12 protein-coding genes are annotated in these 14,325 nt (G+C 70.7%); all 12 read left to right on the top strand.

The window, feature by feature from the left end; genetic code table 11:
* Nucleotides 1-124: 124 nt before the first annotated feature.
* The 12 genes from E3D03_RS00955 (at nucleotide 125) to E3D03_RS00900 (ending at nucleotide 14,316) form a co-directional block, all read left to right on the top strand.
* On the top strand, nucleotides 125-1,090 hold the full coding sequence (locus E3D03_RS00955) for a sugar phosphate isomerase/epimerase family protein (RefSeq protein ID WP_263565407.1): 966 nt from the start codon (nucleotides 125-127) through the stop codon (nucleotides 1,088-1,090).
* Nucleotides 1,074-2,789, top strand: a complete 1,716-nt coding sequence (locus E3D03_RS00950) for a dihydroxyacetone kinase family protein (RefSeq protein ID WP_263565406.1) — start codon at nucleotides 1,074-1,076, stop codon at nucleotides 2,787-2,789. Before E3D03_RS00955 ends, E3D03_RS00950 begins: the two co-directional genes overlap by 17 nt.
* A 146-nt stretch (nucleotides 2,790-2,935) precedes the next feature.
* Nucleotides 2,936-3,991: a 4-hydroxythreonine-4-phosphate dehydrogenase PdxA gene (locus E3D03_RS00945; RefSeq protein ID WP_263565405.1), complete on the top strand. Its 1,056-nt coding sequence runs from the start codon at nucleotides 2,936-2,938 to the stop codon at nucleotides 3,989-3,991.
* 37 nt (nucleotides 3,992-4,028) lie between these two features.
* Nucleotides 4,029-5,021, top strand: coding sequence for a tripartite tricarboxylate transporter substrate binding protein (locus E3D03_RS00940; protein ID WP_263565404.1), 993 nt, complete (start codon nucleotides 4,029-4,031; stop codon nucleotides 5,019-5,021).
* A gap of 76 nt (nucleotides 5,022-5,097) precedes the next feature.
* A complete protein-coding gene (locus E3D03_RS00935) occupies nucleotides 5,098-5,601 on the top strand; it encodes a tripartite tricarboxylate transporter TctB family protein (protein WP_263565403.1) in 504 nt (167 codons plus the stop codon).
* Between the two features lie 12 nt (nucleotides 5,602-5,613).
* Nucleotides 5,614-7,119: a tripartite tricarboxylate transporter permease gene (locus tag E3D03_RS00930; protein ID WP_062563913.1), complete on the top strand. Its 1,506-nt coding sequence runs from the start codon at nucleotides 5,614-5,616 to the stop codon at nucleotides 7,117-7,119.
* 15 nt (nucleotides 7,120-7,134) lie between these two features.
* On the top strand, nucleotides 7,135-8,523 hold the full coding sequence (locus E3D03_RS00925) for an NAD(P)H-dependent oxidoreductase (RefSeq protein WP_263565402.1): 1,389 nt from the start codon (nucleotides 7,135-7,137) through the stop codon (nucleotides 8,521-8,523).
* 3 nt (nucleotides 8,524-8,526) lie between these two features.
* Nucleotides 8,527-9,780, top strand: coding sequence for a 3-oxo-tetronate kinase (gene otnK / locus E3D03_RS00920; RefSeq protein ID WP_263565401.1), 1,254 nt, complete (start codon nucleotides 8,527-8,529; stop codon nucleotides 9,778-9,780).
* The gene (locus E3D03_RS00915) at nucleotides 9,777-10,427 is read left to right on the top strand and encodes an aldolase (RefSeq protein ID WP_263565400.1); all 651 of its coding nucleotides are present in this window, start codon (nucleotides 9,777-9,779) and stop codon (nucleotides 10,425-10,427) included. The genes otnK and E3D03_RS00915 overlap by 4 nt, the downstream gene beginning before the upstream one ends.
* Nucleotides 10,428-10,664: 237 nt before the next feature.
* Nucleotides 10,665-11,654 carry an AraD1 family protein gene (araD1, locus tag E3D03_RS00910; RefSeq protein ID WP_263565399.1) on the top strand — a complete coding sequence of 330 codons (990 nt, stop codon included), beginning with the start codon at nucleotides 10,665-10,667 and terminating at the stop codon, nucleotides 11,652-11,654.
* Between the two features lie 8 nt (nucleotides 11,655-11,662).
* The gene (araD, locus tag E3D03_RS00905) at nucleotides 11,663-13,405 is read left to right on the top strand and encodes an L-arabinonate dehydratase (RefSeq protein ID WP_263565398.1); all 1,743 of its coding nucleotides are present in this window, start codon (nucleotides 11,663-11,665) and stop codon (nucleotides 13,403-13,405) included.
* Entirely contained in the window at nucleotides 13,405-14,316 is a 912-nt protein-coding gene (locus tag E3D03_RS00900; protein WP_263565397.1) for a Gfo/Idh/MocA family protein, read from the top strand. The genes araD and E3D03_RS00900 overlap by 1 nt, the downstream gene beginning before the upstream one ends.
* The last annotated feature ends 9 nt before the right edge of the window (nucleotides 14,317-14,325 follow it).

Below are 14,325 nucleotides of genomic sequence, written 5' to 3'. Positions count from 1 at the left end.
CATGGCTACGCATGGCCGGGGCGCAAGTCAATGACGTGCTCTGAATGCTGCATACAAAATAATTGCTGTGCGAACCACCATGCGCTAGGACAGGCGCAAGGGGATGATTCGAAAGGGGGGAGACATGGCGCAGCATGCCAAGGCCGCCGGCTGGACGGCCGAAAGCTGGCCGATCGCGGCGGCGATGATCCCGTTCCCGGCGGTGCTGCCGGACGGGCGGGCGATGCAGGACGGGGGGCCCGAGCTTTGGGCCGGGCCGCTGGGCCAGGTGGCCGCCGCCGGCTTCGGCGCGGTGGACCCGACCGATTCCTGGCTGCGGGTCGCCGACCTGGACCCGGCGCGCCGGGCGGATTTCGCGGCGCTGTGCCGCGACCTGGGGCTGGCGGTGCCGGCGATCTCGACCTCGCGGCGCAGCCTGATCGACGCCCGGCACGGCGCCGAATACCTCGCCTATGGCCATCGCGTCATCGACTGCGCGGCGGAACTGGGCGCGGGCCATGTCAGCTTCGGCTTCTTCGAGCCGCTGACCCCCGCGCAGCAGCAGGCGCTGTGGTTCTGGACCGAAGACGGGCCGCGCAACCCCGACGATCCGGCGATCTGGCGCCTGGCGGTCGAGCGCGTGCGCGAGCTCGCCGGCCATGCCGCGGCATGCGGCGTCAGCATCGCGCTGGAAATGTACGAGGACACCTATCTGGGCACCGCGCGCGATGCCGTGCGCTTCGTGACCGAGGTCGACCATCCCGCCGTCCGGCTGAACATCGACATCGGCAACCTGGTCCGCCTGCACCGCCCGGTCGAGCCCTGGGCCGAGATGATCCGGCTGTGTGCGCCCTTTGCCGGCTATTGGCACGTCAAGAACTATTACCGGATGGAGGACAGCCGCAGCGGCCTGGTCATGACCCATCCCGCGCCGCTGCTGGGCGGCACGATCAACTGGCGCGCGGCCATCGGGACGGCGCTGGACCTTGGCTTTTCGGCGCCCTTCCTGTGCGAACATTACGGCGGCGACGGGCTGGGCGTCTGCGCGCAGAACCGCGACTATATTCGCAGCATCCTTGCCGGCAGGAGGAACCATGACCAGGCTGTTTGACGATCCCGAGGAATTCGCCGCCACCGCGCTTGCGGGATTCTGCGCCGCGAACCGCGACCGCGTGCGCCCGGTGCCGCATGGCGCCCTGCGCGCCGCGCCCGGACCCCGCGGCAAGGTGGCGCTGCTGGTCGGCGGCGGCTCGGGCCATTACCCGGCCTTTCTGGGCTATGTCGGCGCGGGCCTGGCCGACGCGGCGGTGGCGGGCGACGTCTTCGCCTCGCCCTCGACCAGCGCCGTGGCCGGCGTGGCGCGGGCAGCGCATCGCGGCGGCGGCGTGATCCTGGGCTTTGGCAATTACGCCGGCGACGTGCTGAACTTCGGCGCCGCGGCCGAGCGGCTGCGGGCCGAGGGCATCGACGCCCGCATCCTGGCCGTGACCGACGACGTGGCCAGCGCCGGCCCGGCCGAGCGTGCGAAGCGCCGCGGCGTGGCGGGCGATCTGCTGGTCTTCAAGATCGCCGGTGCCGCCGCCGAAGCGGGGCTCGACATCGACGCGGTCGAGGCGGTGGCGCAGCGCGCCAATGCCGCCGCCGTTTCCTTCGGGGTCGCCTTCGACGGCTGCACCCTGCCGGGCCAGGCCGCGCCGCTGTTCCGGGTCGCCGAGGGCGGCGTCGCCCTGGGCCTTGGCATCCATGGCGAGCCGGGCATCCGCGAGGAACCGATGAAACCCGCCGCCGAGATCGCCCGCATGCTGCTGGCGCCCTTGCTGGCCGAGCGGCCGCAGGGCCATGCCGGCCGCGTCGCCGTGGTGCTGAACGGCTTGGGCCGCACCAAATACGAAGAGCTTTTCGTGCTCTGGCACCACATCGCGCGGCAACTCGAAGCCGAGGGGCTGGAGGTGGTCGACCCGGAGGTCGGCGAATTCGTCACCAGCCTCGACATGGCCGGCTGTTCGCTGTCGATCCTGTGGCTGGACGCGGAACTCGAGGCGTTCTGGCGCGCTCCGGCCGATGCCCCGGCCTTCCGCAAGGGCAATGTCGCGCCGGGCGAGGCCGTCGCCGAGGATGCCGCGCCGCAGGTCGCGCCGGCGCAGGGCATCGCGCCCGGCTCGGCCGAATCGCAAAAGGCCGGCGCCTGCATCGCCGGGCTTCTGGGCCGGCTGGCGCAGGCCCTGGCCGAGGCCGAGGAGATGCTGGGCCAGATCGACGCCCGGGCCGGTGATGGCGACCACGGGCAGGGCATGGCGCGCGGCTCCAAGGCCGCCGCGGCCGCTGCCGCCGAGGCGACGCGGGCCGGGGCCGGCGCCGCGACGGTGCTGGGGCTGGCGGGCGACGCCTGGGCTGATCGCGCCGGCGGCACCTCGGGCGCGCTCTGGGGCGTGGCCCTGCGCGGCTGGGGCGCGGCCTTGACCGATGCCGAGCCGGCCTCGGCCGCGCGTGTCGCCGAGGGGGCGCAGGCGGGCCTGGACGCGGTGCTGCGGCTGGGCGGCGCCCGGCCCGGCGACAAGACGCTGGTCGATGCCTTCGTGCCCTTCGTCCAGACGCTGCGCACGGCGGTCGAGGCCGGCACGCCGCTGGCCGACGCCTGGCAGCGCGCCGCCGACAGCGCCACCCAGGCGGCCGATGCCACGGCGCAGCTGCTGCCGAAACTGGGCCGCGCCCGCCCATTGGCCGAGCGCAGCCTGGGCCATCCCGACGCCGGCGCTGTCTCGCTGGCGCTTTGCGCGCGGGTCGTAGCCGAGGCGCTGCGCGAGGCCTGATCCGCCCCCTGCCAGACGGCTTGGCGGCGCCGGGGCGACACCGGCGCCGTTTGCTTTTGGCTAAGGTTAAGAAACTCGTGGACAGGGCTCAAAATTCTGTATACAGAATTCTAAATGTAAGCCGAGGGGGAGATTCGGACATGCGGATGGCACTGGCAATCGGGGATGCGGGCGGCGTCGGGCCGGAACTGGCCGCGAAGCTTCTGGCGCATCCTCAGATGCAGGACCGCGACATCGTGGTCGTCGGCGACGCGCGGGTGCTGCGCATGGGGGCCGAGTATGCCGGCGTGGCGCTGGACCTGCCGGTGCTGGCGGCCGATGCGCTGCAAGCCGAACTGCCCGCCGGCCGCGTCATCGTCGACCTGGCGAACTGCCCGGTCGAGGGGCGCAGCCTGGGCGCCTCGTCGCCGGAAGCCGGCGCGGCCTCGTTGCAGAACTTCGCCGCCGTCTTGCGGCTGGCGCAATCGGGCCTGGCCGATGCGGTGATGTTCACGCCCTTCAACAAGCATTCGATGCGGCTGGCGCGCCCGGCCTATGTCGACGAGATCGGCTTCATCGACGCCACGCTGGGCGCCGCCCGCAGCGGGCGCGAGTTCAACGTGCTGGACGAGGTCTGGAACGCCCGCGTCACCTCGCATATCCCGCTGCGCGAGGTCGCCTCGCGCCTGTCGGTCGAGCGTATCCTGGACAGCATCCGCCTGACCGTCGAGGTCATGGAGGGCGCCGGCAAGCCCAAGCCCCGCATCGGCGTCGCGGCGCTGAACCCGCATGCCGGCGACGGCCGCAACTTCGGCGACGAGGATGACGACATCATCGCCCCCGCCGTGGCCCGGGCCGCGGCCGAGGGGATCCGGGTCTCGGGCCCGATCCCGTCGGACACCGTATTCGTGCGGGCGACGCGCGGCGAATTCGACGCGGTGCTGACCATGTATCACGACCAGGGCCAGATCGCGATGAAGCTGATGGGCTTCGACCGCGGCGTGACGCTGATCGCGGGCTATGGCTTCCCGATCGTCACCCCGGCGCATGGCACCGCCTTCGACATCGCCGGCCAAGGCAAGGCCGACCTGGGCGCGACGCTGGCCGCCGCCCGGCTGGGCTTCGACCTGGCGAAACTGAACCCGCCCCGGCAGGGGCAGGCCGCCCTGTCCGCGGACTGGGCCACCGAAGCCGTGGCAGAAGCGGCGCGCGTTGCCGGCTGAGGAGCCCGGCGCAAAGATCTGTGGAGGAGGAACGACCATGAACCATCTCAAGACCGGAGCCATCGCGGCGCTGGCGCTGGCGGCAGCCTTGCCCGCAAGCGCCGAATGGGCGCCCGAGCGGCCGCAGGAATTCGTCGTCGCCTCGGGCGCCGGCGGCGGCACCGACAATTTCGCCCGCACCATCCAGGCGATCCTGACCCGCGACAAGCTGGTCGATGCGCCCATCGTGGTGCTGAACAAGGGCGCCGGCTCGGGCGCCGAGGCGTTCCTTTACGCCAAGCAGAACGCCGCCGACCCGAACAAGGTGATCTTCGGCACCAACAACGTCTACCTGCTGCCGCATATCGCCAAGCTGGCCTACAAGGCCGAGGACCTGCAGCCGGTCGCCGCGCTGGCGATGGACGAGTTCGTGGTCTGGGTCAAGGCCGACGCGCCCTATCAGACCGTGCTGGACCTGGTCGAGGCGGCCAAGGCCGAGCCCGGCAAGATCCCCTTCGGCGGCAGCCAGTCCAAGGACACCGACGAGACCCTGGTGGCCCTGATCGAGCAGACCACCGGCGCCGATTTCAAATACGTGCCCTTCAACGGCGGCGGCGAGGTCGGCGTGCAGCTGGCCGGCGGCCATGTCGCGGCCAATGTCAACAACCCGAACGAGAACCTGGGCCAGTGGCAGGCCGGCGCGGTGCGCCCGCTTTGCGTCTTCTCGCCGACCCGCATGGCCGAGAGCGCGCCGATCCACGACGGCAAGGGCTGGCAGGACATCCCGACCTGCAAGGAGCAGGGCCTGGCCATCGACAGCTACCAGATGCCGCGCACGGTCTGGCTGCCGGCCGGCGTGCCGGAAGAGGCCGTGGCCTTCTATCGCGACGCGCTGAAGAAGGTCGCCGAATCGCAGGACTGGAAGGACTACCTGGCCAAGACCTCGCAGACCGGCGCCTATCTGACCGGCGAGGAACTGTCGAAGTTCATCGCCGACAGCGAGACCCGCACGGTCGAGGTCTTCAAGGCCGAGGGCTGGTCCAAGGAGTGACAGGCTGACGCGGGCGCCGGCGGGGGATCCCCGGCCGGCGCCCCTCCATATCCGGACGGCAACCTGAGGGGGAGCGATGACCGTCAGACGTTTTCACGCCGAGATCGGCACCGCCATCGGCACCGGCGCCATCGGCGCGGCCGCGGTGATCGGCGCCACCGAGCTGGGCTATGGCTGGGAGGAAAGCGGCCCGCAATCGGGCTATTTCCCGTTCTATGTCGGGCTGATCCTGATCGCCGCCAGCCTGTGGAACCTGGTCGCCGCCTTCGTCAAGCATCGCCGCCCGGCGCTGGACGATGCCGGCATCGAGGAGCCGTTCCTGGACGGCGAGCGGCTCGCGCGGCTGGGCGGCTTCCTGGCTGCGATGCTGGCCTTTGTCGTCGCCACCCTGACGCTGGGCATCTATGTCGGCGCGACCGGCTACATCGCCTGGAACGCCTGGCGCAAGGGCGGCTATCGCGCGGCCGTGGCGCTGGCCATCGGGCTGGGCTTCGCCGCCGCGCTTTACGTCATCTTCGAGGTGATCTTCCTGATGCCGCTGCCGAAGGGGCCGATCGAGCCGCTTCTGGGCATCTACTGATAGGGGCGCGTCATGGGCAATTTCGATCTTCTGATGCATGGCTTCGGCGTCGCCATCACGCCGATGCACCTGCTGCTGATGGTGGTGGGCGTGCTTCTGGGCCTGGTCGTCGGCGTGCTGCCGGGGCTCGGGGCGCCGAACGGCGTCTCGTTGCTGATCCCGCTGACCTTCACGCTGGACCCGACCTCGGCCATCATCCTTTTGTCCTCGATGTATTGGGGCGCCCTGTTCGGCGGCTCGACCACCTCGATCCTGTTCAACATCCCGGGCGAGCCAAGCTCGGTCGCGACCACCTTCGACGGCTATCCCATGGCGCGCTCGGGGCAATCGACCCGGGCGCTGACGCTTGCCTTCATGTCGGCCGGCATCGGCGCGCTCCTGGGCGTGATCGTCATCACCCTGCTGGCCGGCTGGGCCTCGAACTTCGCGCTGCGCTTCGGCGCGCCGGAATATTTCGCGGTCTATTTCCTGGCCTTTGCCGCCTTCATCGGCATGGGCAGCGCCTCGCCGGTCAAGACGGTGGTGGCGCTGGCGACGGGGCTGCTGCTCGCCTCGGTCGGCATGGACAACGTGACCGGAGAGGTCCGCCTGACCTTCGGCTTTTCCGATCTTCTGGGCGGCATCAGCTTCCTTGTCGTGGTGATCGGCCTGTTCGGCATCGGCGAACTGCTGGCCACGGTGCAGGAGGGGCTGTCGTTCCGCGGCGTCTCGTCCCGCATCGACCTGCGCGACGTGCTGCGCACCATCGCCGAGCTGCCGCGCTATTGGGCGACCTCGGTGCGTTCCGGCCTGGTCGGCATCTGGATGGGCATCACGCCCGGCGGGCCGACGGCGGCATCCTTCATGTCCTACGGCATCGCGCGCCAGGCCTCGCGCAAGGGCCAGGCCTTCGGCACCGGCCGCCCCGAGGGCATCATCGCCCCCGAGACCGCCGACCACAGCGCCGGCACCTGCGCCATGCTGCCGATGCTGGCGCTTGGCGTGCCGTCCTCGGCCACGGCGGCGGTGATGATGGGAGGGCTGATGATCTGGGGCCTGACGCCCGGGCCGATGCTGTTCGCGACCAAGCCGGATTTCGTCTGGGGCCTGATCGCCAGCATGTATGTCTCGAACGTGATCGGGGTGATCCTGGTCCTGCTGACCGTGCCCATGTTCGCGGCGCTGCTGCGCATCCCGTTCTCGATCATCGGGCCGATGATCGTCGCGATCTGCTTCGTCGGCGGCTATACCGTCTCGAACGCCAGTTTCGATCTGTGGCTGGTGCTGCTCTTCGGCGTGGTCGGCTATCTGTTCACCCGGCTCGACTATCCGCTGGCGCCCCTGGTGCTGGCCATGGTGCTGGGCCACAAGGCCGAGAACGCCTTTCACCAGTCGATGATCCTGTCGGACGGCTCGCTGTCGGTGTTCTTCTCGAACACGCTGGTCAGCTCGATTATGGCGCTGGGGCTGGCGCTGCTGATCCTGCCGAAACTGCTGCACCTGGGCGGGCGCCTGCGTCGCCGCCAGCCGGTCGAATAAGGAAAGAGGGCCGCCATGAACCACCTGCGGATGTTCGCCGGGCGCGAGACGCGCCGCATCGAATGCGCCCTGATCGGCAGCGGCGGTTTCGGCCGCAGCTTCCTGTCGCAGGCGCGCCATGTGCGCGGCCTGTCCTGCCGGCTGGCCTTTGACCGCGACCCGGCCATTGCCGCCGCCGCCCTGGCCGCGACCGGTCATGACCGCGCCGAGATCGCGCAATGCGCCGACGCCGCGCAGATCCGTGCGGCCTGGGCGGCGGGCAAGCCCATCGCCGCCAGCAACCCCGAGCTCTTGGCCGAAGTGCCGGTCGAGGTGGTGCTGGAGGCGACCGGCAATCCCGAGGCCGGCGCCCGCCACGCCCGGTTGGCCATCGAGGCCGACAAGCATGTCGTCATGGTGACCAAGGAGACCGATAGCGTCGTCGGCCCGATCCTGGCGCGCATGGCGGCGGCGCGGGGCCGGGTGGTCTCGCCGGTCGACGGCGACCAGCCCAGCCTGCTGATCGGCCTTGCCACCTGGGCCGAGGTGGTCGGGCTGCGCCTGGTCGCGGCCGGCAAGTCCAGCGAATACGACTTCGTCTATGACCCGGCGACCCGGACCATCATCAGCAACGGTGTGACCGTGCCGGCGCCGGACTTCTGCGCCTGGACCCTGGCCGGCGACCGGCCTTGGCCCGAAGTCGCCGCCGGCCGCGCCAAGGCGGCTGCCGCCCTGCCGCAGCGCGCCGTGCCGGACCTGTGCGAGATGACGGTGGTCGCCAATGCGCTTGGTCTTGGCCCCGACCGGGCCGATCTGCACGCGCCCATCGCCCGCATCACCGAACTGGCCGATATCATGGCGCCGGCTGCCGACGGCGGCTTGCTGGCCAGGGCGCCGGCGCTCGACGTGTTCCACTGCCTGCGCCTGCCGGGCGAGCCCAGCTTTGCCGGCGGGGTCTTCGTCACCGTCGCCTGCGAGGACGACGAAAGCTGGGCCATGCTGCGCGACAAGGGCCATGTCGTGGCCCGGAACGGCCGCACCGCCATGATCGGCCTGCCGCGCCACCTGCTGGGGCTGGAAGCCGCCACCACCGTCTTCGAGGTCGCGCTGCTGGGCCAGTCCTCGGGCGTCGCGTCGCCGCGCCCGGTCATCGACCTGACCGCCCATGCCGACCGCGACCTGCCCGCCGGCACGCTGCTGGCGGCCGAGGGGCATCACCACTCGATCGCCCATGTCTCGGGCCGGATGACCCCGGCGGCGGCGCTGGCCGAAGACGCGCCGATCCCCTATTATCTGGCGGCGGGGCGCAGGCTCGCGCGCGATGTCGCGGCCGGCCAGCCGATCCGCTGCGCCGACGTGGCGCTGGACGAGGGGTCCGAGCTCTTGGCCTTGCGCCGGGCGCAGGACGCGCAGGACTGGAGCTAGGCCATGCTGCTGGGCTGTATCGGCGACGATTTCACCGGCTCGTCCGACCTGGGCAATACGCTGGTCAAGGCCGGCATGCGGACCGTGCAATATTGCGGCATCCCCGAGGTGCCGGCGGATCCCGCGGTCGAGGCCGGGGTGGTGGCGTTGAAGACCCGCTCGGTCCCGGCGGCCGAGGCGGTGCGCCAGTCGCTGGCGGCGCTGGACTGGCTGCGCGCCCAGGGCTGCCGGCAGTTCCTGTTCAAATATTGCTCGACCTTCGATTCGACGCCGCAGGGCAATATCGGCCCGGTGGCCGAGGCGCTGGCCGAGGCGCTTGGCGCCGATGCGGTGATCTTCTGCCCGGCCTTTCCGGCGGCGGGGCGCACGGTCTGGCAGGGCCACCTGTTCGTCGGCGACCGGCTGCTCAGCGAAAGCGGCATGGAGGCGCATCCGCTGACGCCGATGACCGACCCCGACCTGCGCCGCTGCCTGGCCGCGCAGGCGAGGTGCGGCGTCGGCCACCTGCCGGCCGCCACGGTCTGGCAGGGGGTGCCGGCGATCCGCGCGCGGCTGGCGGCCGAGGCCGGGGCCGGGCGGCCGCTGGTCATCGCCGATGCGATCCGCGACGCCGATCTGGTGGCGCTGGGTCAGGCGGCGGCCGATATGCCGCTGATCACCGGCGGCTCGGGCATCGCGCTGGGGCTGCCAGGAAACTTTGCCCGCGCCGGCCTGCTGGCCGGGGGGGCCGCCCCGTGGCAAGGCCAGCCGGGCCGGGCGGCGGCGCTGTCGGGTTCCTGCTCGCGCGCGACGCGGGGACAGGTGGCGCGGCATGTCGCGAGCGGTGCGCCGGCGCAGGAGATCGACCCCGAGGCGGTGCTCTCGGGCGCGGCAACCCCGCGGGCGGCGGCCGATTGGGCGCTGGCGCAGGAGGGATTGCCGCTGGTCTATTCCTCGGCCGATCCGCAGGCGGTGCGCGCGGTGCAGGACCGCCACGGCGGCGCCCGGGTCGCGGCCGCGCTGGAGGCCTTCATGGCCGAGACCGCGCGGCTCCTGGTCGCGGGCGGCGTGTCCCGGCTGATTACCGCCGGCGGCGAGACCTCGGGCGCGGTGGTCGAGGCGCTGGCCCCCGGCGCGCTGGAGATCGGCCCCGAGATCGCGCCCGGCGTGCCCGCGATGCGCGCCGGCGCGGGGCTGGTGCTGGCGCTGAAATCCGGCAATTTCGGCGCCGAGGACTTCTTTGCCGCCGCCGATTCCGTGCTGGCGGGCCGGGCATGAGCACGGATGCCCGCCTGCGCGAGCGGCTTTGCGACCTTGCCGCCTCGATGTTCGCGCGCGGGCTGACGGCGGGGTCCAGTGGCAATATCTCGGTCCGCACCCCGGATGGCGGCTTGCTGGTCAGCCCGACCGGCAGCAGCTTCGGCCGGCTCGATCCCGGCCGGCTGGCGCATTTCGACGCCTCGGGCCGGCAGGTCGGCGGCGATGCCCCGACCAAGGAAATGCCGCTGCACGCGGCCTTCTACCAGACCCGGGCGCGCACGGCGGCGGTGGTGCATCTGCACTCCTGCCATGCCGTGGCGCTGTCGGCGCTGCCCGAGGCGGATGCCGAGGATTTCCTGCCGCCGATCACCCCCTATGCGCTGATGCAGCTGGGCCGGGTGCGGCTCTTGCCCTATTTCCGCCCCGGCGACCCGGCCATGGGCGAGGCGGTGCGCGGCCTCGCCGGCCGCCGCTCGGCGGTGATGCTGGCCAATCACGGGCCGGTCGTCGCCGGGCTCGACCTCGAAGGCGCCTGCAATGCCATCGAGGAACTCGAGGCCACCGCCCGGCTGGCCCTGCTGTTGCGCGGCACCCGGCCGAACATGCTGGACACCGCCCAGGTCGCCGAACTGCTGCGCCTGCACGAGATCGCCTGGCAGGACTGACCTAATCATATCAAAATTGATATGGCGAATGGTGGTAATGTCATTTTATCATCATGTCGTCGCGGCGTTATCGTTCCGTCAGGCCGCCGTCGCAAGCCGGGGCCGATGCGGCGGCGCTGCGCCGCCGGGAGGGGGATGCAAGGCAATCGGATGCGCCGCCATGCGGACGTCTGACCACGCATGACCTGAGCCCGGCGCGGCCCTCGCATCCATCGCAAGCGCAAGGGGGATCGGCCCATGTTCCTGTCGCAAATCAGACTGCCCGACGGCAGCCGCGCCGTCGCCCTGCGGCACGAAACCGAGGCCCGGCTGGTGCCCGGCGCCACCGCGACCCGCGACCTGGCGCTGGACGCCATCGCCGCCGGCCGCAGCCTGGCCGACGAGGTCCAGGCGCGCGGCCAAGGCGCCCCGGTCGACCTAGGCGCCGCGCTGGCCGAGGGGCGGATGCTGCTGCCGCTGGACCATCCCGACCCGGCGCATCTGCACCTGACCGGGACGGGGCTGACGCATCTCGGCTCGGCCGCGACGCGCAATGCCATGCATGCCAAGCTGGACGGCGACGAGCTGACCGACAGCATGAAGATGTTCCGCATGGGCCTTGAAGGCGGCAAGCCCGGCACCGGCCAGGTCGGCGCGCAGCCCGAATGGTTCTACAAGGGCAACGGCCATGCCGCCGTGGCGCCCGGCGCGGCATTGGACAGCCCCGGCTTTGCGCTGGACGCGGGCGAAGAGCCGGAAATCGCCGGGCTTTATGTCATCGGCCCGGACGGCACGCCCTTCCGGCTGGGCTTCGCGCTGGGGAACGAGTTTTCCGACCACGTCACGGAACGCGGCAATTACCTGTGGCTGGCGCATTCCAAGCTGCGCCCGGCGAGCTATGGCCCCGAGCTGCGGCTGGGCGACCTGCCGCAGCATGTCGAGGGCACCAGCCGCGTCATCCGCGACGGCGCCGTGATCTGGGAAAAGCCGTTCCTGTCGGGCGAGGCGAACATGAGCCACAGCCTGGCCAACCTGGAACACCACCATTTCAAATACCCGCTGTTCCGCCAGCCGGGCGACGTGCATGTGCATTTCTTCGGCACGGCGACGCTGTCCTTTGCCGACGGCGTTTCGGCCCGGCCGAGCGACAGTTTCGAGATCAGTTGCGACGCCTTCGGCCTGCCGCTGAAAAACCCGCTGAGCCAACAGCCCAACGCATCGGCGCCGGTCGCCGTCTTTGCCCTCTGAGGTCGCCCATGTCCTTCAAACCCGCCCCCTGGCCCCGTCAGCTTCGTTCGCAGCACTGGTATGGCGGCACCTCGCGCGACACGATCTATCATCGCGGCTGGATGAAGAATCAGGGCTATCCGCACGACCTGTTCGACGGCCGCCCGGTGATCGGCATCCTGAACACCTGGTCGGACCTGACGCCCTGCAACGGCCACCTGCGCGAACTGGCGGAAAAGGTGAAGGCCGGGGTCTGGGAGGCCGGCGGCTTTCCGGTCGAGGTGCCGGTGTTCTCGGCGTCCGAGAACACCTTCCGGCCGACCGCGATGATGTTTCGCAACCTCGCCGCGCTGGCGATCGAGGAGACCATCCGGGGCCAGCCGATGGACGGCGCGGTGCTGCTGGTCGGCTGCGACAAGACCACGCCCAGCCTGCTGATGGCGGCGGCCTCGACCGACATTCCCTCGATCATCGTCACCGGCGGCCCGATGCTGAACGGCTATTTCCGGGGCGAGCGGGTGGGGTCCGGCACGCATCTGTGGAAGTTCAGCGAGGCGGTGAAGGCCGGCGAGATGACGCAGGAGGAGTTCCTGGAGGCCGAGGCGAGCATGTCCCGCTCATCCGGGACCTGCAACACCATGGGCACGGCCTCGACCATGGCCTCGATGGCCGAGGCGCTGGGGATGGCGCTGTCCGGGAATGCCGCGATCCCGGCGGTGGATTCGCGCCGCCGCGTCATGGCGCAGCTGTCGGGCCGGCGCATCGTGCAGATGGTCAAGGACGACCTGAAGCCCAGCGACATCCTGACCAGGCAGGCGTTCGAGAACGCGATCCGAACCAATGGCGCCATCGGCGGTTCGACCAATGCCGTGGTGCATCTGCTGGCGCTGGCCGGCCGGGTCGGAGTGGATCTGACGCTGGACGACTGGGACCGCTGCGGCCGCGACGTCAAGACCATCGTGAACCTGATGCCCTCGGGTCAATACCTGATGGAGGAGTTCTTCTATGCCGGCGGGTTGCCGGTGGTCATCAAGCGGCTGGGCGAGGCCGGGCAGCTTCACAAGGACGCGCTGACCGTCAGCGGCGCCACGATCTGGGACGAGGTCAAGGACGTGGTGAACTGGAACGAGGACGTGATCCTGCCCGCCGACCGGCCCCTGACCGACCAGGGCGGTATCGCCGTGCTGCGCGGCAACCTGGCGCTTAAGGGCGCGGTGCTGAAGCCCTCGGCCGCCAGCCCGCATCTGATGGTGCATCGCGGCCGTGCCGTCGTCTTCGAGGACATCGACGACTACAAGGCCAGGATCGAGGACGAGGCGCTGGACATCGACGAGACCTGCGTCATGGTGCTGAAGAACTGCGGCCCCAAGGGCTATCCCGGCATGGCCGAGGTCGGCAACATGGGCCTGCCGCCCAAGGTGCTGCGCAAGGGCATCACCGACATGGTGCGGATTTCCGACGCGCGCATGTCGGGCACCGCCTACGGCACCGTGGTCCTGCATACCTCGCCCGAGGCGGCGGCGGGCGGGCCGCTGGCCGTGGTGCGCGACGGCGACATGATCGAACTGGACGTGCCGAACCGCCGGCTGCACCTGGACATTTCCGACGCGGAGCTGGCGGCGCGGCTGGCGGCGTGGCAGCCGCTGCCCGATCAGCCGGCGAGCGGTTACGCCTGGCTGCATCAGGCGCATGTCATGGGCGCGGATACCGGCGCGGACCTGGATTTCCTGCGCGGCTGCCGTGGCAACCCGGTCGGAAAGGACAGCCACTGATGAAACTCGCGCTCGTCGGCATTGGCAAGATCGCGCTGGACCAGCACGTTCCGGCGCTGGTCTCCAGCCCGGACTGGGAACTGGCCGCGACGGTCAGCCGCCACGGCCGGGTCGATGGGGTCGAGGCTTTCCCGCGCATCGAGGACATGCTGGACGCCCGCCCCGACATCGGCGCGGTCAGTCTGTGCCTGCCGCCCGTGCCGCGCTTCGAGGCGGCGCAGGCGGTCTTGCGCGCCGGGCGGCACCTGATGCTGGAAAAACCGCCCGGCGCGACCTTGGCCGAGGTGCATATCCTGCGCGACCTGGCGCAGGCGCAGGGGGTGACGCTTTATGCCACCTGGCATTCGCGCATGGCCCATGCCGTTGCCGGTGCCAAGGCGTGGCTCGCCGATCGCGTGATCCACGAGGGCCGCATCACCTGGCGCGAGGACGTGCGCAAGTGGCATCCCGGCCAGGACTGGATCTTTCAGGCCGGCGGCATGGGCGTCTTCGACCCCGGCATCAACGCGCTGTCGATCCTGACCGAGATCCTGCCGATGCCGGTGCATCTGCGCGCGGCCGAGCTGGATTTCCCGGAGAACCGCCAGGCCCCCATCGCCGCGCGGCTGGCGCTGTCGGGCAACATCACCGCCGATTTCGACTTTCGCCAGCAGGGCCCGCAGACCTGGGACATGGAATTCGCGACCGATGCCGGCCGCCTCGCGCTGCGGCTGGGCGGCAATGTGCTGGAGATCGACGGCACCGAGGCCGGCGGGCAGGCCAGCATCATGGGCGAATACCCGGCGCTTTACGCGCGCATGGCGGAACTGGTGCGCAGGGGCGCCTCCGAGGTGGACCTGTCGCCGATGGTGCTGGTCGCGGACGCCTTTACCCTTGGCAGCCGCAATACCGTGGACGCATTTGACTTTTGAAGGAAAACC

The sequence above is a fragment of the Paracoccus sp. DMF genome (assembly GCF_004407025.1).
GTDB classification, from domain to species: Bacteria; Pseudomonadota; Alphaproteobacteria; order Rhodobacterales; family Rhodobacteraceae; genus Paracoccus; species Paracoccus aminovorans_B.
This window is presented reverse-complemented; position numbering and strand designations above follow the sequence as displayed.

Excerpts from the sequence above, each read along its gene's own strand:
- E3D03_RS00950 (WP_263565406.1), top strand. The coding sequence starts at position 1,074 with ATGACCAGGCTGTTTGACGATCCCGAGGAATTCGCCGCCACCGCGCTT.
- E3D03_RS00915 (WP_263565400.1), top strand. The coding sequence starts at position 9,777 with ATGAGCACGGATGCCCGCCTGCGCGAGCGGCTTTGCGACCTTGCCGCC.
- E3D03_RS00955 (WP_263565407.1), top strand. The coding sequence starts at position 125 with ATGGCGCAGCATGCCAAGGCCGCCGGCTGGACGGCCGAAAGCTGGCCG.
- E3D03_RS00925 (WP_263565402.1), top strand. The coding sequence starts at position 7,135 with ATGAACCACCTGCGGATGTTCGCCGGGCGCGAGACGCGCCGCATCGAA.
- E3D03_RS00900 (WP_263565397.1), top strand. The coding sequence starts at position 13,405 with ATGAAACTCGCGCTCGTCGGCATTGGCAAGATCGCGCTGGACCAGCAC.
- E3D03_RS00935 (WP_263565403.1), top strand. The coding sequence starts at position 5,098 with ATGACCGTCAGACGTTTTCACGCCGAGATCGGCACCGCCATCGGCACC.
- E3D03_RS00945 (WP_263565405.1), top strand. The coding sequence starts at position 2,936 with ATGGCACTGGCAATCGGGGATGCGGGCGGCGTCGGGCCGGAACTGGCC.
- E3D03_RS00940 (WP_263565404.1), top strand. The coding sequence starts at position 4,029 with ATGAACCATCTCAAGACCGGAGCCATCGCGGCGCTGGCGCTGGCGGCA.
- E3D03_RS00930 (WP_062563913.1), top strand. The coding sequence starts at position 5,614 with ATGGGCAATTTCGATCTTCTGATGCATGGCTTCGGCGTCGCCATCACG.
- araD1 (WP_263565399.1), top strand. The coding sequence starts at position 10,665 with ATGTTCCTGTCGCAAATCAGACTGCCCGACGGCAGCCGCGCCGTCGCC.
- otnK (WP_263565401.1), top strand. The coding sequence starts at position 8,527 with ATGCTGCTGGGCTGTATCGGCGACGATTTCACCGGCTCGTCCGACCTG.
- araD (WP_263565398.1), top strand. The coding sequence starts at position 11,663 with ATGTCCTTCAAACCCGCCCCCTGGCCCCGTCAGCTTCGTTCGCAGCAC.